This is a genomic window from Lysinibacillus fusiformis (assembly GCF_002845985.1).
GTDB classification, from domain to species: domain Bacteria; phylum Bacillota; class Bacilli; order Bacillales_A; family Planococcaceae; genus Lysinibacillus; species Lysinibacillus fusiformis_D.
Window position 1 is genome coordinate 389,585 of the sequence record NZ_PDFK01000001.1, and the last position, 21,344, is coordinate 410,928.

Sequence of the window (21,344 nt, forward strand, 5' to 3'; positions counted from 1 at the left end):
CTTATTCCGGCTTCACTAATTCCATGTACGAAGCGATATTTTCCTCCGTCATTTCACCTGTAATAATCTTAGTCACTTTGCCTTCAGGATCAATTAATACTGTAGCAGGTAATTGACCTACATTATAAGCAGTCATAACACTTTTCGTTTTGTCGATCACTACTGGGAATGATAAACCATACCGATCAACAAAATTCTGCACTTCAAAATCAGTTTGAGCGATATTGACCGCTAAAGTTTGTACACCTTGATCTTTAAATTCTTGATACTGATTGTCCATCGCAGGCATTTCCTTCTCACAAGGCTTACACCAAGTTCCCCAGAAGTTTAAAAATACCCCTTGTCCTTTATAATCCGACAATTTATGTTTTTCACCGTTTAAATCTACTAACGTGAAGTCAGGTGCTTCAGAGCCTACTGCCACTAACTCTACTTTTTCCTTTGTCGCTGTTCCATATACTGTGTACCCGATTGCCAACGCTAGCAGTGCTAAGATGACCGTTCGCAGTACGAGACGCTTTTTCTTTTTCTCCAAGTTAATAAACCCCCTATCAATTACGGCTTAGCGTAAAGTTTGTAAACGCGAAGCTTTTACCTAATGCAGACCCAATGAACTTTTTCATTTTATATACGTCTTTAATTATGTAAAAACTTCTTTCAAATTGACGTCAACAATACCAGATTGTATGTGTAACAGTTCTTTTGAACAAACTGTTACTAGGTGTACTATTCTCACCTATTATAGCAAAATGATACAAAAACACTTAGCTATTAATTATGAATGATTTATGAACGAATTCACCATAAAGAAAGTGTAAACACCCAAATAATACCTATTGTGGTATCTACTTTCTTTTGGCAAATGTTCTTTAATCAAGCTTTCCAGTCTCCGCTAAAACACGTAATTGCTTGACTTCATGCTTTGATAATTCACGGTATTCTCCTGGTGTAAGGCCGAATAAATCTAAGAATGCAAAGCGTTCACGTTTTAATTTGACAACAGGTGTCCCAATGGCTTCAAACATACGACGAACTTGGCGATTGCGTCCTTCATGAATCGTAATTTCACAAATTGCTTTGCCTGCTTTTTCGTCAAAGGATGTCATACTAACCTTAGCTGGAGCTGTTTTCCCATCCTCTAATTTAATCCCTCTTTGAAGTTTTTTAAGCCCTTCAATTGTTGGAATACCTTTGACACGCGCGATATAGGTTTTATCAATTTTAAACTTCGGATGTGTCAACATATAGGAGAATTCCCCATCATTTGTCAATAATAATAATCCAGATGTATCATAATCAAGACGACCAACTGGGAAAATACGTTGCGGAATATGGTGAAATAAATCTGTGACAGTTTTGCGTCCTTTATCATCCGTCACAGCCGAAATTGTTCCACGTGGTTTGTAAAGTAAATAATATACCTTATCTTCCTTTTCCAATTTCACACCTTCTACTTCAATTGTATCAGAATTAGAAACCTTCGTTCCTAACTCACGAACAACTACACCATTAACTTTTACTTTGCCTTCTACTATCAATTGCTCTGCCTTGCGCCTTGAAGCAACTCCTGCATAGGCAATGACCTTTTGTAATCTTTCCATTTTTTCACCTCTAGTTTTCTTTCACATTGACACTTTCGTCATCATTCGATTTCGCTCTTATGAATAGGGTTATCTTTCCCGCTAATCTGTGAAAATTATGTCATACTTTGAAGCATTATTAAAGAAAAACAAATTTCACATTTTTTAATTGAGTATTCCAAATTATTTCTCATTCACAAATTTCTTATCATTTGCACCTACATTTTACGTTCCTCATAACCAGTATACTCATTTGGCAAAAAAGCGAATCGACTTAAAAATCTTTATTTTAACAGACAAGAAAGCTATCATTCAGCAGCTTTTAATCGTCCTTATTGTCAATTGTTAGTCCATATTGAAATGAAAACGTTTTGAGCTTCTACTTGTTAGTGTTTGCTCAATTGTTAAAACATCTTGTAGCACAAAAAAATTTTAGCATGTATTGTTACGTCAGCTTTTTCTATATTGATTTACTCACCTTTCTTCCAAGCAGTTAGTTGTCTAGTAATGCAGATTATAGGAGCACGAAAGAACGGCTCAAAATAAAAGCATATTGCACTGAATCACTTGGCTGTTTATGCTATAGTCATCCGTCATTTAGCAGAGATTCCATACTAAAAAAATCAGCAAATCGTTTTTAACGATCTGCTGATTCAACTTTTACTGGAGTTGCATAAATACGCTCTTCACCAATAAAGATCGACAAGACAGCTTCTTGACGTTTTCTTGATACATGTAAAACTTGCCGCACCTGCTCTTTTTCTTCTTTATTTAATTGTAGGCGAACGGGCTCTTCTAATCGAATAGCTAACTTTTTGTTGACGTTGTATTTGCCCTTCTTCACTACGGTTTCAAGGCTATAGTCTTGCCATACTCTATTCGATAAACCTCGATGTACATTCCAATCATCGGATTCATTTAAAGTGACAACAATGCAGATTTGCCCGTCCTTTTGAAAGGCTGTTGCTAGTGTACGTCCAGCAACCTTTGTAAAGCCGGTTTTTCCAGCGAACGCAGTGCCAGTCGCTGATTTTAAAGAACTAACAGGCTGCTCCGTTTCATCATCTATATGTGCAGCCATCCCTGAACCTTCTCTTAATAATCGGTGTTTATTTTCCCAAAGCATTCCGTTTACCGTATTCGCCCGATAAAGAATCGTTGAAGCAATTTTCTCAAATGTTTTATTTTGCAAAGCAAGTCTTAACATCTCAGCAGTATCTCTTGCTGACGATAAATGCTCATCATGATGAAGACCAGAAGGGTTCATAAAAACGGTGTTAGTCAGACCTGCAATCACAGCTCTTTCATTCATTAATTTGACAAAGCCCTCCACAGAGCCCCCTACGTGTTCTGCTAAAGCGGTCGCAGCATCATTGCCTGAACGCAGCATTAAACCGTACAATAACGTTTCGACTGTTACTGTTTCGCCAGCCTGTAAATAAATAGAACTCCCCTCAGCCATAGCAGCATTCGGTGATATTACAACTTCATCTTGCAGGTCACTATTTTCGATTGCGACAAGTGCTGTCCAAATTTTTGTTAGGCTAGCAATAGGTAAGCGTTCATCGCTATTAGACCCTATTAAAACGCGGCCTGTAGCGCCATCTAAGACAGCATAGCCACTTCCCCCTCTGGCAAAGCTAGTTTGAGGAAGCATTACCATTAATATCATGAGCATGAACAGTGTTAAACGAAATAACCGAAGCAACGAGCCACTCCTTATTTAATGTGATAGGAAAATATAGATTCATATTTATGTTGAAGGCTACGCATTATACCTAATCATTATTTTGACTGCTAAATGTCTCTTGGAACTTTGTCATAAATAAATCTGTTTCTTGTTCTGTTTCAACAAGATCCTCTTCAGGTAGAGGCGGCATTTCTTCAATAGTATTTAAGCCAAAATAATGTAAAAATTCTTTTGTCGTTCCATATAGTATGGCACGTCCAGTTCCTTCTGAACGCCCTACCTCTTTAATTAATCCTCGTGACACTAATGTTTGAATTGGTCGTTCACACTTTACACCGCGCAAATCTTCTATTGCTACACGTGTAATGGGCTGTTTGTAAGCCACTATCGCCAGCACCTCCAAGGAGGCTTGGGATAGGGATTGTGCCGTTGGATTCTCTACTAATCTTTGAATCGTATCAGCAAACTCAGATTTTGTAATGAGCTGATAAACGCCTGCAATTTCCTTCACAGTAATGCCTCTTGCTACATCTTCGTCAAAGGCTTCTCTCAATGCACTCATCGCCTGAACAATCAGCTCTTCCTGTTCTCCTAAAAGTTGCGATAGCTGTTTAATCGTTAAGCCATCATCTCCAACAACGAATAATAAGGCTTCAATTCTACTCTGTAACATCAAAGTTTTCGTCATCTTCCCATTCCTCCTTCTGCAAGGTAACCGTTAATTCTTCAAAGTTACCATCTTGTTCTACGACGACGACCTGACGTTTCATCAGTTCTAGAAGGGAAACAAACGTCAGAATAAGTGTCGGCTTATCTTCATAGGGAAAAAGCTCGAAAAATGATGCACGTCCACCTGTTAAACGTAAAGAATCAACAACAGAACGCATTTGATCTTTTACTGATCTTTCCTGCCTCGCTACTGTCGTTTTTAGTGGTTTCTTTAATTTTTTGCGACGCATCAATTTTTGAAATGCTCCAAGCATGTCATAGATGTTCACATTTAAATCAAACAAAGCCATTTGTTCATCCGAGGCCAACCCTGTTAAATCAGCTGGTGGCCTTGTAAATACTTGTGATCGATCCGTTTCAAGCTCTTGCAAATTACTGGCTGCTTCCTTATATTTTTTATATTCAATTAAGCGTTGCACCAGTTCTTCACGAGGGTCAGGGCCGTCCACTTCTAATTCTGCGTCTTCCATTTCACCTTCATGAATCGGCAATAGCATGCGGCTTTTAATTGCCAGCAATGTTGCTGCCATTACTAAATATTCACTTGCTTCATTTAATTCCAGTACTTGCATTGCATGTATATGGTCGATATATTGTTGTGTAATTTCAGCCATTGGGATATCATAGATATCAATTTCCAATCTGTGAATTAAATGCAATAATAAATCAAGAGGCCCTGAAAAGGCTTCTAATTTTACTTCATAAGACATTATTTTACCACCCTGAGATTCTATGTTCTTTTAGTATAGTGGAAAGGAGTCCAAAATGCATCCACAGCATCATACTTTATTTATAGATTACTGTGCTTATTTTAATGGCAATCAAGATTTTTTTGAATGCCATGAAGTGCTGGAGGAATATTGGAAGGAAATTGCACCTGGTGATAAAATGCATCCGCTTGTTGGCTATGTGCAGCTTGCAACAGGTTTCTATCATTGGCGACGTGGTAACAATACTGGCGCTATACGAATTTTAGAAAAGGCACTTCATAATTTCCAAGAAAATGAAGGCCATATTTTTTTCCAAGAAATTGATTATCAGCAACTCCTAACACAAGTAACAACGACCCTTATTTCGTTGAAAACGGGCAATTCCTTTCAAGCTATCCAGCTCCCTCTCTCTCCCAATTTGCTGGAGTTAACGATTGCACGTATACAGCTCTTGCCTTCTAGTAGTTCAAACTATCTTCTTCATAAACATATGCTACGAGATCGCTCACATATTCTTGCAGAGCGGCAAGAAAGCAAACAAAGAAAAAGCAGACGCTGTTAATCGTCTGCTTTTTCATCTTTACAATGGATACATTTTTGAACCAAGCTCCGTGTTGCATCGGTAGCACGTACACTTTCATATTGGCCAAGTTCTGCCACTTCTTGAAGCATTTCCGTTGCTACGCCTTCACCCCTATAGGAAGGGATCACCGATACATGCTGGATGGTAGCTGTATTATGCTCATCAATGACAAGCCCAACAATGCCAACATATTCATCATTCTTTTTCCATAAATATAAAACCCAATTATCGTCATTTTCATAGGAGTGGATGGTCTCTGTAAGCTTTTTTACGTCTTTTTCATTAGGCATAAATGAAAGTAGCCCCATTGCTATTTTCTCTAAAGCTTTCTTATATCGAATTAACATATTTGTCTATTCCCTCTTTTTCTAGCTGTACATAATCTTTGACTATCCTACACGATTTGTACTTTTACCGCAAGCCAATTTCTGTCTTACGAACCAGGTCCGAGAATACCTTTAGACGCCAACACCCAATAGACAACGCCCCACAACAAAATAAAAGTTGAAATGGACGCTAGTAATACCCACTTATTTTTCCTCAAATTTACTCACCCTTTTTTAAAGTTAGCGGGAGATCGTTTTGCACAATATCTTCATAACTTTCGCGGCGAATAGCTAGTTGATGCTGTCCATTTTCTACAAATACAACAGCAGGTCTTGGCACACGGTTATAATTACTAGCCATCGAATAACCATACGCACCTGTACAGAATACGGCTAACACATCGCCTGAAGCAGCATCTTGTAGTTTCGCATCAATAATTAATTTATCGCCAGATTCACATAATTTACCAGCCACTGTATAGAGTTCGTTTTTCGGCTCATTCGCTTTACTTGCAATGACTGCCTCATACTTAGCATCGTATAATGCTGGGCGGATGTTATCACTCATCCCACCATCAACCGCAATATATTTGCGCACATCTGGCACTGTTTTTTGTGAACCGATTGTATAAAGAGATGTTCCTGCATCACCTACAAGTGATCGACCTGGTTCAATCCAAATTTCTGGCATCTTCAGTCCAAGCACAGTTGCTTTATTTTTCACAACTGTTATCATATCCTCTACATAAACTTGTGGTTCCAGCGGTGCATCTTCTTCAGTATAACGAATACCAAAGCCCCCACCTAAGTTTAACACAGTACACGTAAATTCGTGAGTCTTGTTCCAATCAGAAATTTTGTCAATCAATTTTTCTCCAGCTAAGCCAAAGCCAGCAGTATCAAAAATTTGTGAGCCAATATGACAATGTAAGCCAAGTAGCTCTAGGAATTCATGGTTAAATGTTTGTTGGAATGCTTCATCCGCTTGACCATTGTTTAAGTCAAAGCCGAATTTTGAATCTGCTTGACCTGTCGTGATGAAATCATGCGTATGTGCTTCCACACCTGGTGTAACACGTAATAAAATACGCATTTTTTGCTGACGGCGCTCCGAAATTTCTTTTAAAAGCTGTATTTCATAGAAATTATCTACAACCATACATCCAATCTTGGAGTCAAAAGCTAGCTCTATTTCAGCAATGCTTTTATTATTACCATGGAAATGAATGCGCTCTGCTGGGAAGCCTGCCTTTAAGGCAGTAAATAACTCCCCACCAGATACAACATCCAAGGATAAATTTTCTTCTGCTGCTAATTGATACACCGCTACACATGCAAATGCTTTTGAAGCATAAGCTACTTCTGCTTTTACGCCTAATTTTTTAAACGTATCGATAAAGCCGCGTGCACGCTTACGAATAAGTGCAGTATCATACACGAAAAGTGGTGTACCATACTCTGTTGCTAGCTCTAGTGTGTCTACCTGTCCAATTGTTAAATGACCATCTTCAGAAATCGCTTGTGTTCCATATAAATGCATGTGCATCTCTCCCTTTTCACATCGTTCCATCTTGTTATTTTCACACTTTGTGGGGGCTTTCGTGGCATCCCATCAAGTAATTATTTCCATAAAAATATTAAAAGAAAAATGTATATACCCTACTTTTTCTTGAATGAAAATAATTTTTGCAAAAATCACAAAATACTATATGTGAACTTTATCACATGAAAAAAACGAGTGCAACGGCTCCTATGATCTTTTTCGCTGTTTGGAAGCGACTACATAAGGTCTTAATGCATCGGAAGTCATTGGGAAACGAATGATGACACGAAGCATTGCCGTTGGGAAGAATGGAACAAGCGGCCATAAATAAGGTGCCTGCATAGGTCGTAATGAACATAAATACGTAAACAATAAAAATAAGCCAATAAATAAGCCATTGACACCCCAGAGACCCGTTATAATTAATAACAGCAACCTAAAAATTTTGATCGAGATACTGAGTTCATATGATGGAATAATAAAAATAAGAATAGCTGCTACTGCTGTATAAAGAACTACCTCCGCAGAAAATAATCCTACATCAATAGCAATTTGACCAATGATTACCCCCGCAACTAATCCCATCGCAGTCGATAATGGTGACGGAGTATGAATGGCGGCCATCCTTAAAAATTCAATACCTATATCTGCAATCAATATTTGCAATAATAATGGTACATGCGATTTCTCTTCGGTGCCTAAAAAGGATAAGGCATCCGGCAGTAAGGATTCATTTGTAGCAAACACATACCACAATGGTAATAAAAGTAAACCCATGACAGAACCAAAATACCTCATAAATCGCACAAACGTACCAACTGTTGGTGCCTGTCGATATTCCTCCGCATGCTGTAATAAATGAAATATAGTAACAGGTACTAAAATCACGGATGGAGAGGTATCGACCAATATCGCTATATGCCCTTCAAGCAGATGCGCTGCTGCAATATCAGGTCGTTCCGTATAACGTACAAATGGCACTGGATGGAATTTTTGCTTAAAAAGCCATTCTTCTAATGATTTATCGGCCATCGTCAAGCCATCGTGATTAATTTGTCCAAGGCGCTGTCGTAAATTTTCGAGCATATCTTCATTGGCAATATCCTTCATAAACGCGATCGCCACGTCGGTTTGGCCGATTTTGGATATTTTATGTAGCTCGAAACGTAAATTACTATTGCGAATTCGCCTACGTATTAAAGCCGTATTTTGAGAAATTCCTTCTGTAAAGCCATCCCGCGAACCACGAATTACCTTTTCATTATCTGGCTCTTCTGGAGAACGTCCTGGATAATTTCTCAGCTCTGCAACGTAGCAATAGCCACTTTTAGTAATAAAGGTGACTTGTCCACTTAACATGGCTAATAAATAGGCTTTACGCTCTGTTTCCTCTGAACGCCCATGGAAATTAAAATAGGACTCAAAATATTCCTTCTCATCCTCCACATCAATGTCAATGTCTTCATTTGGAAGCATGCTAGAGAGTAACTGTGTTAAAGCTTCTCCGTCCACAAGCCCGCTAATATATGCACAAAGGACCGGCAAATCCTTGACAAATAAGTGTTTAATACCAACGTCAAATGATTCGCCGTCACCAAAATGTTCAATAAGAAAATCTTCGGCTTCTTCTAAGCTGTTAAATAATTTATTTGTCATGCTGTCACCATTTTCTTAGATGTCTTTTTTTATAGCTTCCTGCTCCACGGTAGCGCTTGTAGCCATCCAACTTTTCAGCTGGGCAAGGATTTTTTTCTCTAAACGAGACACTTGTACTTGTGATATCCCTAACCTATTCGCAATTTCTGTTTGCGTGCAATCTGAAAAATAGCGTAAATAAATAATAGACTGCTCTCTCGGTTCAAGTCTCGTGAGTACTTCCTTCAATGGGATATAATCAAATGGTTGCTCAGATTTTTCATCTTTCATTTGGTCCATCAATGTAATGGAATCCCCTTCACTTTCATACAATTGCTCATGAAGAGATGCTGGATCTCTCAGCGCATCGGATGCTGTGACAATTTCCTCCGTTGTCACACCAAGTACCTGAGCAAGTTCTTGAATGGTTGGTGGATGTTCATTTTTCTTAATAAATTCATCTGTAGCATGACGAATTTTAAAATTTAGCTCACGAATAGAGCGACTCACCTTCACCATGCCATCATCCCTTAAAAAGCGTTGAATTTCACCAATGATCATAGGGACTGCATAGGTTGAAAACTTCACATCATAGGTTAAATCGAATTTATCTACAGATTTCATCAGCCCTATGCAGCCAATCTGGAATAAATCCTCAAGCTCAACACCTCTCGTTGTAAAACGTTGAACAATGGACCACACAAGTCTCGTATTGCCTTCTACCATTCGTTTACGAGCCTCATGATCGCCCTGCTGTGCGCGTGCAATTAAATCACGCATTTCCTCCTGAGACAATAGCTTATCGGACGACTGTTCTAGCGGCTTCACTGTCTCAACCTCACATTACCGCTGTGCGAACTGTGTAAAATTTCTTCGTAAACGTTACAGTTGTTCCTTCTTGCCATTTAGACATTACTGTTAGCTGATCTGAAAAGCTATCCATAATGGTGAAGCCCATACCCGAACGCTCCATCGCACTTTTCGTTGTAAATAATGGCTCCATTGCTCGACTAACGTCCTCAATTCCTATTCCTTTATCCATGACAGATACCGTTACAATGTCATCCTCACGTTTTGCATGAACTGTAACAACACCCTTACCATTTTCTTCATAGCCATGAATAATGGCATTGGAAACCGCTTCAGAGACAACTGTTTTAAACTCTGATAGCTCATCAATAGTTGGGTCTAATTGTGCAATAAAACCTGTAACAGCCACACGGGCTAAGGCTTCATTTTCACTAAGTGCTAAAAATGTTAATGTCATTTCGTTATCCATTTACAATCCCCCTTACGCGATCAATCGCTTGTTCCTCTGTTGCATCCATCATCCATGGCCCTAATCCTGAAAATTGAAATACTTTTCGCATTGTTGGCGATGGATTCAATAAAATAGTTCGCCCAGCAACTGCTTCTAACTCACGCATTCGACCAAGCACTAAGCCAACGCCTGAACTATCCATAAAGGAAAGCCCTTCTAAGTTCCAAATGATGGTCGTCACAGTGCCTTGAAAAATTGCTGTAGAAATTTTCGCTCGAATTTGTTCTACTGCATGGTGATCGAGCTCCCCAAACAAACGTATAACGACAGTCTCTCTTGTGACCATTTCTAATTGATAATGCATGAACATCGCCTCCTCCTCGTGCAATTCCACATTCAATGCAATGAATCCTTGCGGCTGACAGAACTAGTGCAAAGTCTTCCGAAATAGTGTCTAATCGACATACTTATAGCTTTTTAGGTTAAGTGCAGTATGGGATAAATCTACATTTTCTAAACGCCATTGCTAGCTAAAGTTTAACGATCCTTAGAACGCAAAAAAAGCGAGAGCTCACTTAAAGTGAGAGCCCTCGCTAACGAATCTTTATGCAATTGTATATGCTTGCTGTATTTTATTGATTGTCTCTTCAACAATTGGTTGATTGGCATATAAATAAGCAATCGTGTCGCCATGATTGACATGGTCACCTTTTTTAGCAATCAGCTGGATGCCTGCATCATAATCAAGTACCGATTCCTTCGTTAATCGTCCAGCACCTAGACTGACACTCGCTTCACCTACTAATAAGGCATTAATGGTTTCCACAGTGCCCTCTGCAACAGCTGTCACCGCTACTTTATGAGCGGTTTCATTTTGGACAATATCAGAAACTACACCACCTTGTGCAACAATGAACTCCTCAAATTTTGCAGCAGCAGAACCATCAGCAAGCACGCGCTTAACCGCAGCGGTCGCTTCCGCTTCATTCACGCCAGCGGCAACTTGGTACATTAAGGAAGAAATAACAATACATTCATCCAACAAATCTTCATGCGTTTCTTCCAAGCGTCCACTTAATAAGGCATACGCCTCTACAACTTCAAGTTTATTCCCAATCATTTTTCCTAAAGGATTATCCATATCACTAATATGTGCGACAACTTTACGCCCAAGTTTTTCTCCAATGGCCGTCATTGTATCCGCTAAAATCTGTGCTTCTTCTTGCGTCTTCATAAACGCACCTGAGCCGCATTTTACGTCAAGTACAATACCATCTGCACCACTTGCAATTTTTTTACTCATAATCGACGCAGCGATTAATGGAATAGAATCGACAGTACCTGTCACATCACGTAATGCATATAATTTTTTGTCGGCTGGTACAAGATTCCCTGTTTGTCCGGCAACTGCAATTTTATGCTGATTGACATTGTCAATAAACTCCTGTGATGAAAGCTCTGTTTTGAAGCCTTCAATGGATTCAAGTTTATCGATTGTTCCACCTGTAATGCCTAAACCCTTACCGCTAAATTTCGCCACAGGGATTCCTAAAGAAGCGATAATTGGTGTGACAACAAGTGTGACCTTGTCACCAACTCCTCCTGTAGAGTGTTTATCGATTTTAAAGCCATCAATAGACGTTAAATCAATAACATCCCCTGATTCGATCATGGCCTTTGTTAAATAAAATGTTTCATCATCAGACATACCTAGTAAGCGTATAGCCATTAAAAGTGAACTTGCTTGATAATCTGGAATGGAACCCGTCGTATAGCCTTCAACAAAATACTGAATTTCAGCTTGAGATAGCTCTATTCCTTGTTTTTTCTTTTCAAACAATTGAACCATATTCATACGAAAAACCCCCTTATTTCAAATCATGTAAGAAACTTTTGCCGAATGGTGGTGCTTCTACATTAAAGTTTTCAGCAACTGTCGCTGCAATATCCGCAAAAGTTTCACGCAAAGCTAGTTCTGTTCCACCATTGAAACGTGGTGAATAGACAATTAACGGTACATATTCACGTGTATGATCTGTTCCATGGAAGGTTGGATCATTTCCGTGATCGGCAGTAATGATTAATAAATCATCCTCTGACATCGCTTCTGTAATTTCTGGTAGGCGTGCATCAAATTCTTGTAGTGCCTGTCCATAGCCTAATGGATCACGACGATGACCAAAGTTGGCGTCAAAGTCCACTAAATTTAAGAAGCTCATCCCACGAAAATCACGGCGGACAACCTCTGCAAATTGATCCATACCATCCATATTATTTTTTGTGCGTACCGAATCAGTGACACCTTCACCATTGAATATATCTGAGATTTTTCCAATGGCAATGACATCTAATCCTGCGTCCTTTAAAACATTCATTGTTGTACGACCAAATGGCTTCAATGCGTAGTCATGTCGATTGGCAGTACGTGTGAAGTTGCCTGGCGTACCAACAAATGGTCTTGCAATGACACGTCCTACTAAATATTCAGGCTGTAATGTTAATTCACGCGCCATTTCGCAAATTTTATATAATTCTTCTAATGGAATGATTTCCTCGTGAGCAGCAATCTGTAAAACAGGATCGGCTGATGTATAAACAATAATCGCACCTGTTTCCATATGTTCCTTACCGAAATCTTCAATCACTTGTGTACCGCTTGCTGGTTGATTGCACAGTACTTTACGACCTGTACGTTGCTCTAACTCAGCAATAAGCTCCGCTGGAAATCCTTCTGGATAAACCTTAAATGGTTTATCGATATTTAACCCCATGATTTCCCAATGGCCTGTCATCGTGTCTTTGCCGACAGATGCTTCTTGCATTTTACCGTAGTATGCTTTTGGCTCTGTAGCCGCGTGCATACCTTGCAATGATTCAATATTTGCTAAACCAAAGGACTCCATCACTGGCATTGTAAGCCCATTCATTTTTTCAGCGATATGTCCTAATGTATGTGCACCAACATCACCAAAATTTGCTGCGTCTGGCGCTTCACCTATACCTACTGAGTCCATGACAACAACATGGATTTTGTTAAACGGTTTATTCATAATGGTTGCCTCCTAATCTCATGACTCTATTTTACCAAAAAAATGCGAAAAATAAAGGTCAGACATCCGACTAAAATATAATTTTTACTTATTGAAGAGTTTTAAGCACGTGGATGGAATTGCTTATAGACCTCAGATAATCTTGTTTTACTAATATGTGTATAAATCTGCGTTGTAGAAATATCTGCATGACCAAGCATTTCCTGCACCGCTCGTAAATCAGCGCCATTTTCGACCAAATGAGTAGCAAAGGAATGACGCAATGTATGTGGGGTTAATTCATGTTGGATGCCTGCCTTTAAAGCATGCTCCTTCATTAATTTCCAACAACCCTGCCTTGTTAAACGTTTCCCTCTTTGATTAATAAAAAACGCATCTGTTTTTGGGTGCTTTCCTTGCAACTGACCACGAGCACCGTTTAAATAGGCATTAATCGCCGAAAGGGCATTTTTGCCAAGTGGAATAATTCGTTCCTTCCCACCCTTCCCAAAGACACGGACAAAGCCCATCGTTAAATGAATATCGACTAAATCCAGTGCAATGAGCTCACTAATGCGCATGCCAGATCCATATAGTAACTCTAGCATGGCAAGATCACGTATACCTTGTGGCTTACTTCGATTCGGAGCTGTTAGTAACGCTTCGATTTCTTCGATAGATAGGATATTCGGTAGCTTTTGCTCAATAGTTGGCATTTCTAAATGAACAGTCGGATCTGTTTCTGCACGCTTTTCTCGCAGTAAAAATTGATGGAAGCTCCGGATAGAAGAAATATGACGGGCAACGGTACGGCTTGTCTTCCCCTGTGCTCGCAATTGCTCTAAATACCGCAAAATAGTTGTTCGTTCCACACGGCTAAAATCAGCCATCCCCTCTGCTTCCTGCAAAAAATGCACATAGCTTTCTAAATCACGGCGATAGGATGCTAATGTATTAACAGATAACTGCCTTTCCACCTGAATAAAATGGATATAGTCCTCTACTGCATATTGAAATTCATTCATCATAACGCCCCCTCACTGTCAATTATTCTCTATTTTATCATGGCCTTAAGAAATGTGCTAAAGCCCCCTCTATTCGACATAATCCAACCATATTATCGTTACATTATAATTAATCCAAGGCCACTCTACTTAAATGTGTCCAAGTTATTAATAACTCTTTCATTAAGCTCGTCCGAGGAGACTTCTATTCTTACACTTCGCTTTCGGAACAAAAACATTTGCTGCCTCAAAAAAACAAAAAACTGCCCGATTCAATCTATACTTAAGATTAAAACAGACAGCTTTTTGTTATTTTTCTTCATTCGATTCGTCGTTTTTATCATGACAGCGCCAGCATATGCCGTGGAAAGTTAGTCGGTGATCTTTTATAATAAAGTTCCAACGTTTTTCAACAACGGCTTCCACATCTTCAAGTAAATCTTCTTGAATTTCATCAACAGCACCACATTCGATACAAACAAGATGATGGTGGAAATGGGCAGCTCCCTCTTGGCGTAGGTCATAGCGCGATACGCCATCGCCAAAGTTGATTTTGTCGACAATTTTGAGCTCAGTTAATAATTCTAACGTTCTATAAACAGTAGCTAGACCAATCTCTGGTGCTTTTTCTTTTACTAAAAGATAAACATCCTCAGCACTTAGGTGGTCCTCTTCGTGCTCAAGCAAGACAGCAACTGTCGCTTCTCGCTGCGGCGTCAGCTTGTAACTAGCACTATGCAGCTGTTTTTTTATACGATCAATTCGGCTCTCCATGTGACGCCCCCCTAAACTCTTTCCATTATACCAAAGGAGTAAATCCTATTACAAGATAGTGAATAGATTTCTAACATGCTTCTATTTTTTATCTGATCACAATTTCTGTCCATTCAATCCTTCATTTTAACACATAAGCAATAACAATAAACTCAGCAACTATTATGATGAAAAATGCGATAAAATTCAACAAAATTGTTCGACCAGATACTTGTTTCCCGATTTTTCGCTTGGACCAAGCGGGTACAAGTAAATTGCATAGGACTAGCAACAATATACAATAGATGAGCTGAAATGGAAACCACCAAATCGTATAAAGCCAAAAAGCTTCAAGTTTTTGTAATAAAAAAACAGAACTAAAGCCAAAAAAAGTGGCACGTATGGCTACTGTCACACGCACTAAAACTTTTAATACGCTATGTGTTGCTAGTAATAATACAAGACCTATAGAAATAGTGACAGGCAGTACTAAACGAAAAATGGAGTGCCTGTCCCCATCTGCTAAACGAGGCTCTATAAATAATATAAATGGTTCCGCTTTCGGTCCACCAATAATATGAAAGAAAATAACGCCGCAAACAAAACTTACTGCAATGATGGAAGCGTGATAAAAAATAGACACCGTACGAGACATAAACATGCTCCTTTTCTATCAAGGTTTGTACAGCTTATGCTCGTCCGTCTCTATTATGCTAAAAGATTATTTTCTAAATTTGCAGCCAGCCAGAGTACTGCAAATGCCGTTTTAGCATCATATATACGCTGATCTGCCACCATTATTTGTGCTTCTTCCAACGAAACTTCTAATAATTCGACAAATTCATCCTCATCTAAATCTGCTTTATTATCTATTGTATATAATTCCCTCGCTACAAACAAATGAATAACTTCATCCGCAAAGCCTGGTGATGTTGCAAATGTTTGTAAAAAAGTCAGTTTATGCGCTCCATAGCCTGTCTCTTCCTCTAATTCACGACGTGCTGTCACCACTGGCTCCTCACCAGGTTCCAGCTTCCCTGCCGGAATTTCAACGATTGAACGTTCAAGCGCTTTACGATATTGTTCTACCAACACTAGTTTCCCCTCGTCCGTAACGGCAATAACTGCTACGGCACCGGGATGCTTTATGATTTCACGTTTCGCAACCTGTCCATTTGGTAAAGTTACCTCATCAATTTGTAGTTTTATTATTCTTCCATCATAGATTGGTGTTGTTGTCGTTGTTTTTTCCTCAAACTTTTTCACTGACGATAACCTCGCTTGTTCTTCAGATATGTTCATTGTACCATTACAAGTAGAGAAATCGAAGGAGGACGATCATATGAAAAAAAGACAGCTTGGCATAAGTGAATTGTTTATTTCAGAGATTAGTTTAGGAGGCATGTCTCTTTCGACAGATAAAAAGCAAGCAGCTGCCATTGTCGATATGGCATTAGATGCCGGGATTAATTATATCGACACAGCGGATTTATATGATTTTGGTGCAAACGAAGAAATCATTGGTACAACGTTAGGTAAACGTCGTCATGATGTCATCCTAGCAACAAAGGTAGGAAACCGTTGGACAGAAGGCGTCGATGGTTGGCATTGGGACGCATCCCCAGACTATATTAAAGAAGCTGCCTATGCTAGCTTACGACGACTAGGTACAGACTATATTGATGTCTATCAATTACATGGCGGCACAATGGAAGATGATTGGGATGGAATTATTGACACATTTGAAGAACTTAAAAAAGAAGGGCTCATTCGTGAATATGGCATTTCTTCTATTCGTCCAAATGTATTGCAGCGATTTTTACCTGCAAGCTCAGCTAAAAGCGTTATGATGCAATATAGTGCTCTAGATCGTCGCCCTGAAGAATGGTTTGAGTTTATTGCAAATCAAGGTGCATCTGTTGTAACACGTGGCACAGTGGCAAAAGGCTTATTAACAAATAGCTGGCAACAACGTCTACAACAGGTCAATGGTTTTAACGGCTATACGGCAGAGGAATTAACAGCATCGTTAACAGACTTAGCTTTACAATATGATGATTTACATGCGCTGGCCATCGCCTTTAATTTGAAAGAGCCTACGATCGCTTCAACGGTAATTGGGGCAAGCTCACAACAACAGCTAGCTCAAACGCTAGCTGCCTATGAAAAAATCAACGTAATCACAGATTTTAATGCAGCCAATAAACTGACTAAAAATGAGCAGTATCAAGAACACCGATGAAAAAATGGCTGGTCTTCATCATCTGTCTTGTCATATTAGTAATCTCCTCTAGTATGACCTATGAGCAACAGAGTATCCTACCAGAATTAGAAGATCTACTTGCCAATAAACCTTTTGAAAAACAACTATCTGTTTTAAAAATTCCCTATTGGGGAACCATCGTTTCCGTTGAAGAACGTGGTTATTTTCCATTTGTAGAGTTTTTAATTCGTAAATTGACACATTTTATTGGGTTTGGATGCATTGCACTTGGTCTGTATTTTGCTTGGGGAAAAAGACGTTTTGCAGCAAGTATTGCCATTGCAGGAACAGCTACAATTGCTATCATTGACGAATTTCGTCAAAGCTTTACACCAGGTCGCACAATGAGCTTCCAAGATGTCTTAGTCGATACAGCTGGAGCCATTGTTTTTGTGAGTATCGTTGTAGCATTGAGAAAAATACTCAAAAATAAAAGACAAAAGGCATTACCGTAGCCTTTTGTCTTCATTGTGTTGAATAACAAAATATCCATAGAATTTAAAGTAAAAAAGGTTTGCCGCTCCACAAAAGAGTTCTCTTTTTTACAAAGGTTTCACAAATAAAATGAAGGTGTTCACTACTTTATTGATGGTAGTGGTGATTAATCCCGTCTCCACTCTCTAAAAATAGAAATATTTCATTCACTACTGACACTTTTACAGAATGGTTAATGTGGAGTGGAGCCAGCATCACAGAGAAGACCCTGGAGCGAACGTAAGTGAGGGAAGCAGATCATCGGACGCCCCCTGAAAAGGACGCTGGCGGAACGGAACTACTCGCCTTGCTAAAAAATCTTTTTGTGACATTACCATTTTTAACCAAAATAAAGACAAAAGGCACAATCATAGTCTTTTGTCTTAGCCATTTTTTTAAAGTTGGAATCTCCAAAAATAGAGGGAGTTTGTTTCTTTATACAAGGCAGCTCCTGCTTTTTCTAAAACTCGATGGGATGCCACATTATCTTTTTCGGTATCTGCAATAACGTATTTTACATTTAGTTGATGAAGTAACCAGTTTTGAAGAGCTATGATTGATTCTGTCATATAGCCCTGCCCCTGATAAGGAGGAAAAGTATAATACCCAATCACAACTTCCTCTTGGTCATTTGGCATACCTTTTAGCATTATGCCACCAACAGCACAATTTTTCTCTTTTAACACAAGTAACCAGTTCGTATGCCAAAGATAGTTTTGCTCATCTTCTACGACTTTGGAAAGTCTAAAATACAATGCTTGTTTAAGCTCGCAATCTAAATGCCCCTCACCCATACTTAATGACAACTGCTTGGCCATTTGTTTCTCATGCTCTATTAGTAATTTTAGATACTTGGCGTTTAAAGGAATTAATCTTATTCTTTCTGTCTGTAATTCTACCATGTTGTTCTCCTAACATAATTTAATTGATACTAAACTACAATTAGGTATATGTTATTGGCAGCGTCTCCCGTTCCATTAAATTCAAAAATCTCTCTTTGTATATCGACTATAACGACATAATTTAAATGCTGTAAAAGACAAAACAGTGAACCCACCTGTGTGAATTCACTGCTTTATTTTTAAAATTTAGAGCCTTTATCGCCGTATTCGTTTAGTAATTCTTCAAACGATTTATTTTTTTCACGTTGTTTGCGTTCAAACGCTAATTTTGCTTGACGTTCTTCCTCTGCCGCCTGCTCTTTAGCAGTTAAATCTTGCTTCGCCGCTTTTAATTTTGCGAGCACATCGCCGCCAAGCTGATCCGCTAATGTGACCGCCTCTTGCTTAGGTAGGCTAGCTGTCATGCTATTGTCAGTGCGTTGCTGCTGTTTTCGTTTCTTTCCCATTACATTCACCTTCTTATTGATATCAAGGGCGCTTTACAACAGTTGCTACGCCTTGTCCCCCACCGATACATAATGTGGCTAAGCCCGTTTTTGCGTCACGCTTTTCCATTTCATGCAATAGCGTCACTAAAATACGAGCACCACTTGCACCGATTGGATGACCAAGAGCAATAGCACCCCCGTTAACATTTAGTTTATCATGATTAAAGCTTAATTCACGATCTACAGCAATTGATTGTGCTGCAAATGCTTCATTTGCTTCAATTAAATCGATATCGTCTAAAGTTGTCTCTGCTTTTGTTAGTGCTTTTTGGACAGCTTTTACAGGACCTGTCCCCATAATAGCTGGATCGACACCTGCGCTAGCATTCGCTGTAATAATTGCCATTGGTTGAATGCCTAACTTTTGTGCTTTTTCCTTTGACATCACCACAACTGCTGCTGCACCATCATTAATACCCGATGCGTTCGCTGCGGTAACGGAGCCATCCTTTTTAAATGCTGGTCGTAGCTTAGCTAAGGACTCCGCTGTCACACCTGCTCGTGGAAATTCATCTTTATTGAAAAGAAGTGGCTCTCCCTTACGCTGTGGAATCTCGACAGCCACGATTTCATTTTCAAACTTGCCAACTGCAATCGCTGCCTCTGCACGTTGCTGAGAACGAGCCGCAAAAGCATCCTGCTCTTCTCGAGAAATTTGATACATATCACATAAATTTTCAGCGGTAATCCCCATATGATAATCATTAAAAGCACACCATAGGCCATCTTGAATCATTGTATCTACTACCTTTTGATCGCCCATTCGGAAGCCTTCTCGTGCATTTTTTAAGACGTAAGGTGCTTGGCTCATATTTTCAAAGCCCCCCGCAACAACAATCTCAGCATCTCCCGCTATAATCGCCTGTGTGGCTAAATGAACAGCCTTTAAACCCGATCCACATACTTTATTAATTGTTAATGCTGATACCTCGTGAGGTAACCCCGCTTTAATTGCCGCTTGACGAGCTGGGTTTTGTCCAAGCCCTGCCGCTAAGACATTCCCCATAATGACCTCATCTACTTGTTCTCCTGCTACACCTGCACGTGCTAACGCCTCTTTAATGACAATGCTACCTAACGTTGTCGCTGGTACGTCTTTTAATGTCCCCTGAAATGAGCCTATCGCTGTACGCACAGCACTCACGATTACTACCTCGTTTGTCATAATCATTCTCCCCTTTTCCCCGTTCAAAAATCAACACTGCATGCATATGCTACTAGCAGATATGTATATTTTAACAAATATTTTGACGATTTTCGATAATAGAAATAATCGCAGTTTTGCCAAAGATATTGTAAAATGTTGACGTGTTTTAAACAATCTTAGTTGGGAACATTACAAATAAGAAACAGCATGTGGAGGTGTTTTATGATGAAAAAGAAGATGCTTTTATTCTCTGGTATTACAACAACGCTAGCCGCAGCTGCAACAGGTCTGTTCGGCTTCGCGCTTTCCAATAAATTAATGTATATCCAACAAAAAGACCCGGAGTTTGTTCGAGAACGAGAAACGACTGCCAAGCGCTTTGATGAAGCTTGGTACAATAATAACTTGAAATGTGAACTCAATATTGATTCTCCTAATGGCTACTCAATTCGAGGCATTATGTTTCAGCCTTTGCAAACTAATAACACCATCATCATTTGTCACGGTGTCACTGAAAATAAAATAAATTCCGTAAAATATGCTCGATTATTTGAAAGACTTGGCTATAATTCAGTTATTTTTGACCATCGTCGTCATGGTGAATCTGGGGGCAAAACAACGAGTTATGGCTACTATGAAAAAAATGATCTTGATGCAGTAGTAAAGACAGTGAAAGCCATGATTGGTGAAGACGCTATCCTTGGGATTCACGGTGAATCCATGGGGGCAGCAACTATGCTACTTTATGCTGGAACAGTGGAAGATGGTGCTGATTTCTATATTTCAGACTGTGCGTTCTCCGATTTTTCCATGTTGTTGAAGCAAATCGCCAAAACCGAATTTAAATATGGCTCCATTATTCCCATTCGCTTTGCCGATTTCTTTGTCCGCCTCAGAGATGGCTACTCCTTCAAAAGTGTAACACCTGCTGAAGCCGTGACACATATTGAAAAACCAGTACTCTTTATTCACAGTATTCCTGATACATTTATTCCAGCGTCGATGTCACTAGATCTCTACAATAAAAAAGCAGGTCCCAAAAAATTAAAACTTTTTGACACTGGGGCACATGCACAGTCCTTTAATGAAAATATGGATGAATATGAGGATTTAATTCATGATTTTTTAGAAAGTTTTATTTACCAAAAAATCAATCCCGAGTCTTCCTCCTCCAATGTCATTCCATTCCATTTTTAGCACACATGAAAAAAAGATCATGTCAAAGGC

24 protein-coding genes are annotated in these 21,344 nt (G+C 39.3%); 4 read left to right on the forward strand and 20 right to left on the reverse strand.

Annotated features, from left to right (window positions below; genetic code table 11):
• Nucleotide 1 precedes the first annotated feature (1 nt).
• From resA to CRI88_RS02055, 5 genes are all read right to left on the reverse strand, one after another.
• Nucleotides 2-535 carry a thiol-disulfide oxidoreductase ResA gene (resA, locus tag CRI88_RS02035; RefSeq protein WP_036127905.1) on the reverse strand — a complete coding sequence of 178 codons (534 nt, stop codon included), beginning with the start codon at nt 533-535 and terminating at the stop codon, nt 2-4.
• Nucleotides 536-869: 334 nt separating this feature from the next.
• Nucleotides 870-1,601, reverse strand: coding sequence for a pseudouridine synthase (locus CRI88_RS02040; RefSeq protein ID WP_036127908.1), 732 nt, complete (start codon nt 1,599-1,601; stop codon nt 870-872).
• A 616-nt stretch (nt 1,602-2,217) separates the two neighbouring features.
• Nucleotides 2,218-3,288 carry a D-alanyl-D-alanine carboxypeptidase family protein gene (locus tag CRI88_RS02045; RefSeq protein ID WP_058843274.1) on the reverse strand — a complete coding sequence of 357 codons (1,071 nt, stop codon included), beginning with the start codon at nt 3,286-3,288 and terminating at the stop codon, nt 2,218-2,220.
• A gap of 70 nt (nt 3,289-3,358) precedes the next feature.
• Nucleotides 3,359-3,958 carry an SMC-Scp complex subunit ScpB gene (gene scpB, locus CRI88_RS02050; protein ID WP_101966370.1) on the reverse strand — a complete coding sequence of 200 codons (600 nt, stop codon included), beginning with the start codon at nt 3,956-3,958 and terminating at the stop codon, nt 3,359-3,361.
• Nucleotides 3,930-4,709, reverse strand: a complete 780-nt coding sequence (locus tag CRI88_RS02055) for a segregation/condensation protein A (RefSeq protein ID WP_058843273.1) — start codon at nt 4,707-4,709, stop codon at nt 3,930-3,932. Before CRI88_RS02055 ends, scpB begins: the two co-directional genes overlap by 29 nt.
• A 55-nt stretch (nt 4,710-4,764) precedes the next feature.
• Here CRI88_RS02055 and CRI88_RS02060 point away from each other — a divergent pair, with 55 nt between their 5' ends.
• A complete protein-coding gene (locus CRI88_RS02060) occupies nt 4,765-5,271 on the forward strand; it encodes a DUF309 domain-containing protein (RefSeq protein ID WP_036127917.1) in 507 nt (168 codons plus the stop codon).
• Here the strand turns inward: CRI88_RS02060 and CRI88_RS02065 are convergent.
• The 12 genes from CRI88_RS02065 to CRI88_RS02120 all read right to left on the reverse strand — a co-directional run bounded on the left by CRI88_RS02065 (nt 5,268) and on the right by CRI88_RS02120 (nt 16,109).
• Entirely contained in the window at nt 5,268-5,639 is a 372-nt protein-coding gene (locus CRI88_RS02065) for a GNAT family N-acetyltransferase (RefSeq protein WP_036127920.1), read from the reverse strand. The two genes, CRI88_RS02060 and CRI88_RS02065, sit on opposite strands and share 4 nt — an antisense overlap.
• 199 nt (nt 5,640-5,838) lie before the next feature.
• Entirely contained in the window at nt 5,839-7,158 is a 1,320-nt protein-coding gene (lysA, locus tag CRI88_RS02070) for a diaminopimelate decarboxylase (RefSeq protein ID WP_101966371.1), read from the reverse strand.
• A gap of 210 nt (nt 7,159-7,368) precedes the next feature.
• Nucleotides 7,369-8,817: a spore germination protein gene (locus CRI88_RS02075; RefSeq protein ID WP_036127928.1), complete on the reverse strand. Its 1,449-nt coding sequence runs from the start codon at nt 8,815-8,817 to the stop codon at nt 7,369-7,371.
• 15 nt (nt 8,818-8,832) lie between these two features.
• Complete coding sequence (sigF, locus tag CRI88_RS02080) at nt 8,833-9,576, reverse strand: RNA polymerase sporulation sigma factor SigF (protein ID WP_283778184.1); 744 nt, start codon at nt 9,574-9,576, stop codon at nt 8,833-8,835.
• A 58-nt stretch (nt 9,577-9,634) separates the two neighbouring features.
• On the reverse strand, nt 9,635-10,075 hold the full coding sequence (spoIIAB, locus tag CRI88_RS02085; protein WP_036127935.1) for an anti-sigma F factor: 441 nt from the start codon (nt 10,073-10,075) through the stop codon (nt 9,635-9,637).
• Nucleotides 10,068-10,421, reverse strand: a complete 354-nt coding sequence (gene spoIIAA / locus CRI88_RS02090) for an anti-sigma F factor antagonist (protein WP_036127938.1) — start codon at nt 10,419-10,421, stop codon at nt 10,068-10,070. Before spoIIAA ends, spoIIAB begins: the two co-directional genes overlap by 8 nt.
• A 240-nt stretch (nt 10,422-10,661) precedes the next feature.
• Nucleotides 10,662-11,912, reverse strand: a complete 1,251-nt coding sequence (locus tag CRI88_RS02095) for a thymidine phosphorylase (protein ID WP_036127942.1) — start codon at nt 11,910-11,912, stop codon at nt 10,662-10,664.
• Between the two features lie 13 nt (nt 11,913-11,925).
• Nucleotides 11,926-13,107, reverse strand: coding sequence for a phosphopentomutase (gene deoB / locus CRI88_RS02100; protein WP_058843271.1), 1,182 nt, complete (start codon nt 13,105-13,107; stop codon nt 11,926-11,928).
• Nucleotides 13,108-13,208: 101 nt separating this feature from the next.
• The gene (gene xerD / locus CRI88_RS02105; protein WP_058843270.1) at nt 13,209-14,111 is read right to left on the reverse strand and encodes a site-specific tyrosine recombinase XerD; all 903 of its coding nucleotides are present in this window, start codon (nt 14,109-14,111) and stop codon (nt 13,209-13,211) included.
• Nucleotides 14,112-14,399: 288 nt separating this feature from the next.
• On the reverse strand, nt 14,400-14,864 hold the full coding sequence (fur, locus tag CRI88_RS02110) for a ferric iron uptake transcriptional regulator (protein ID WP_004232171.1): 465 nt from the start codon (nt 14,862-14,864) through the stop codon (nt 14,400-14,402).
• Between the two features lie 121 nt (nt 14,865-14,985).
• Nucleotides 14,986-15,498 carry a hypothetical protein gene (locus tag CRI88_RS02115; protein ID WP_036127953.1) on the reverse strand — a complete coding sequence of 171 codons (513 nt, stop codon included), beginning with the start codon at nt 15,496-15,498 and terminating at the stop codon, nt 14,986-14,988.
• A 53-nt stretch (nt 15,499-15,551) separates the two neighbouring features.
• Nucleotides 15,552-16,109 (reverse strand): NUDIX domain-containing protein, encoded by a 558-nt coding sequence (locus CRI88_RS02120; RefSeq protein ID WP_058843269.1) that lies wholly within the window; start codon nt 16,107-16,109, stop codon nt 15,552-15,554.
• Nucleotides 16,110-16,185: 76 nt separating this feature from the next.
• Between CRI88_RS02120 and CRI88_RS02125 the strand changes: the two genes are divergently transcribed.
• Nucleotides 16,186-17,085, forward strand: coding sequence for an aldo/keto reductase (locus CRI88_RS02125; RefSeq protein WP_058843268.1), 900 nt, complete (start codon nt 16,186-16,188; stop codon nt 17,083-17,085).
• The gene (locus CRI88_RS02130; RefSeq protein WP_058843267.1) at nt 17,082-17,561 is read left to right on the forward strand and encodes a VanZ family protein; all 480 of its coding nucleotides are present in this window, start codon (nt 17,082-17,084) and stop codon (nt 17,559-17,561) included. The genes CRI88_RS02125 and CRI88_RS02130 overlap by 4 nt, the downstream gene beginning before the upstream one ends.
• 414 nt (nt 17,562-17,975) lie before the next feature.
• Here CRI88_RS02130 and CRI88_RS02135 read toward each other — a convergent pair whose 3' ends face one another.
• The 3 genes from CRI88_RS02135 to CRI88_RS02145 all read right to left on the reverse strand — a co-directional run bounded on the left by CRI88_RS02135 (nt 17,976) and on the right by CRI88_RS02145 (nt 20,135).
• On the reverse strand, nt 17,976-18,482 hold the full coding sequence (locus tag CRI88_RS02135; protein WP_058843266.1) for a GNAT family N-acetyltransferase: 507 nt from the start codon (nt 18,480-18,482) through the stop codon (nt 17,976-17,978).
• Between the two features lie 179 nt (nt 18,483-18,661).
• A complete protein-coding gene (locus CRI88_RS02140; protein ID WP_036127968.1) occupies nt 18,662-18,928 on the reverse strand; it encodes a YqkE family protein in 267 nt (88 codons plus the stop codon).
• A gap of 22 nt (nt 18,929-18,950) precedes the next feature.
• Nucleotides 18,951-20,135, reverse strand: a complete 1,185-nt coding sequence (locus CRI88_RS02145) for an acetyl-CoA C-acetyltransferase (protein ID WP_080717167.1) — start codon at nt 20,133-20,135, stop codon at nt 18,951-18,953.
• 207 nt (nt 20,136-20,342) lie between these two features.
• Between CRI88_RS02145 and CRI88_RS02150 the strand changes: the two genes are divergently transcribed.
• A complete protein-coding gene (locus tag CRI88_RS02150; protein ID WP_036127977.1) occupies nt 20,343-21,314 on the forward strand; it encodes an alpha/beta hydrolase in 972 nt (323 codons plus the stop codon).
• Nucleotides 21,315-21,344: the final 30 nt, after the last annotated feature.

What these genes read in the sequence shown, in the direction of transcription:
- CRI88_RS02040 (WP_036127908.1), bottom strand. Translation starts at nt 1,601, where the DNA reads ATGGAAAGATTACAAAAGGTCATTGCCTATGCAGGAGTTGCTTCAAGG.
- scpB (WP_101966370.1), bottom strand. Translation starts at nt 3,958, where the DNA reads ATGACGAAAACTTTGATGTTACAGAGTAGAATTGAAGCCTTATTATTC.
- CRI88_RS02055 (WP_058843273.1), bottom strand. Translation starts at nt 4,709, where the DNA reads ATGTCTTATGAAGTAAAATTAGAAGCCTTTTCAGGGCCTCTTGATTTA.
- CRI88_RS02060 (WP_036127917.1), top strand. Translation starts at nt 4,765, where the DNA reads ATGCATCCACAGCATCATACTTTATTTATAGATTACTGTGCTTATTTT.
- CRI88_RS02065 (WP_036127920.1), bottom strand. Translation starts at nt 5,639, where the DNA reads ATGTTAATTCGATATAAGAAAGCTTTAGAGAAAATAGCAATGGGGCTA.
- lysA (WP_101966371.1), bottom strand. Translation starts at nt 7,158, where the DNA reads ATGCATTTATATGGAACACAAGCGATTTCTGAAGATGGTCATTTAACA.
- CRI88_RS02075 (WP_036127928.1), bottom strand. Translation starts at nt 8,817, where the DNA reads ATGACAAATAAATTATTTAACAGCTTAGAAGAAGCCGAAGATTTTCTT.
- sigF (WP_283778184.1), bottom strand. Translation starts at nt 9,576, where the DNA reads ATGCGTGATTTAATTGCACGCGCACAGCAGGGCGATCATGAGGCTCGT.
- spoIIAB (WP_036127935.1), bottom strand. Translation starts at nt 10,075, where the DNA reads ATGGATAACGAAATGACATTAACATTTTTAGCACTTAGTGAAAATGAA.
- spoIIAA (WP_036127938.1), bottom strand. Translation starts at nt 10,421, where the DNA reads ATGCATTATCAATTAGAAATGGTCACAAGAGAGACTGTCGTTATACGT.
- CRI88_RS02095 (WP_036127942.1), bottom strand. Translation starts at nt 11,912, where the DNA reads ATGAATATGGTTCAATTGTTTGAAAAGAAAAAACAAGGAATAGAGCTA.
- deoB (WP_058843271.1), bottom strand. Translation starts at nt 13,107, where the DNA reads ATGAATAAACCGTTTAACAAAATCCATGTTGTTGTCATGGACTCAGTA.
- xerD (WP_058843270.1), bottom strand. Translation starts at nt 14,111, where the DNA reads ATGAATGAATTTCAATATGCAGTAGAGGACTATATCCATTTTATTCAG.
- fur (WP_004232171.1), bottom strand. Translation starts at nt 14,864, where the DNA reads ATGGAGAGCCGAATTGATCGTATAAAAAAACAGCTGCATAGTGCTAGT.
- CRI88_RS02115 (WP_036127953.1), bottom strand. Translation starts at nt 15,498, where the DNA reads ATGTCTCGTACGGTGTCTATTTTTTATCACGCTTCCATCATTGCAGTA.
- CRI88_RS02125 (WP_058843268.1), top strand. Translation starts at nt 16,186, where the DNA reads ATGAAAAAAAGACAGCTTGGCATAAGTGAATTGTTTATTTCAGAGATT.
- CRI88_RS02130 (WP_058843267.1), top strand. Translation starts at nt 17,082, where the DNA reads ATGAAAAAATGGCTGGTCTTCATCATCTGTCTTGTCATATTAGTAATC.
- CRI88_RS02135 (WP_058843266.1), bottom strand. Translation starts at nt 18,482, where the DNA reads ATGGTAGAATTACAGACAGAAAGAATAAGATTAATTCCTTTAAACGCC.
- CRI88_RS02140 (WP_036127968.1), bottom strand. Translation starts at nt 18,928, where the DNA reads ATGGGAAAGAAACGAAAACAGCAGCAACGCACTGACAATAGCATGACA.
- CRI88_RS02145 (WP_080717167.1), bottom strand. Translation starts at nt 20,135, where the DNA reads ATGACAAACGAGGTAGTAATCGTGAGTGCTGTGCGTACAGCGATAGGC.
- CRI88_RS02150 (WP_036127977.1), top strand. Translation starts at nt 20,343, where the DNA reads ATGAAAAAGAAGATGCTTTTATTCTCTGGTATTACAACAACGCTAGCC.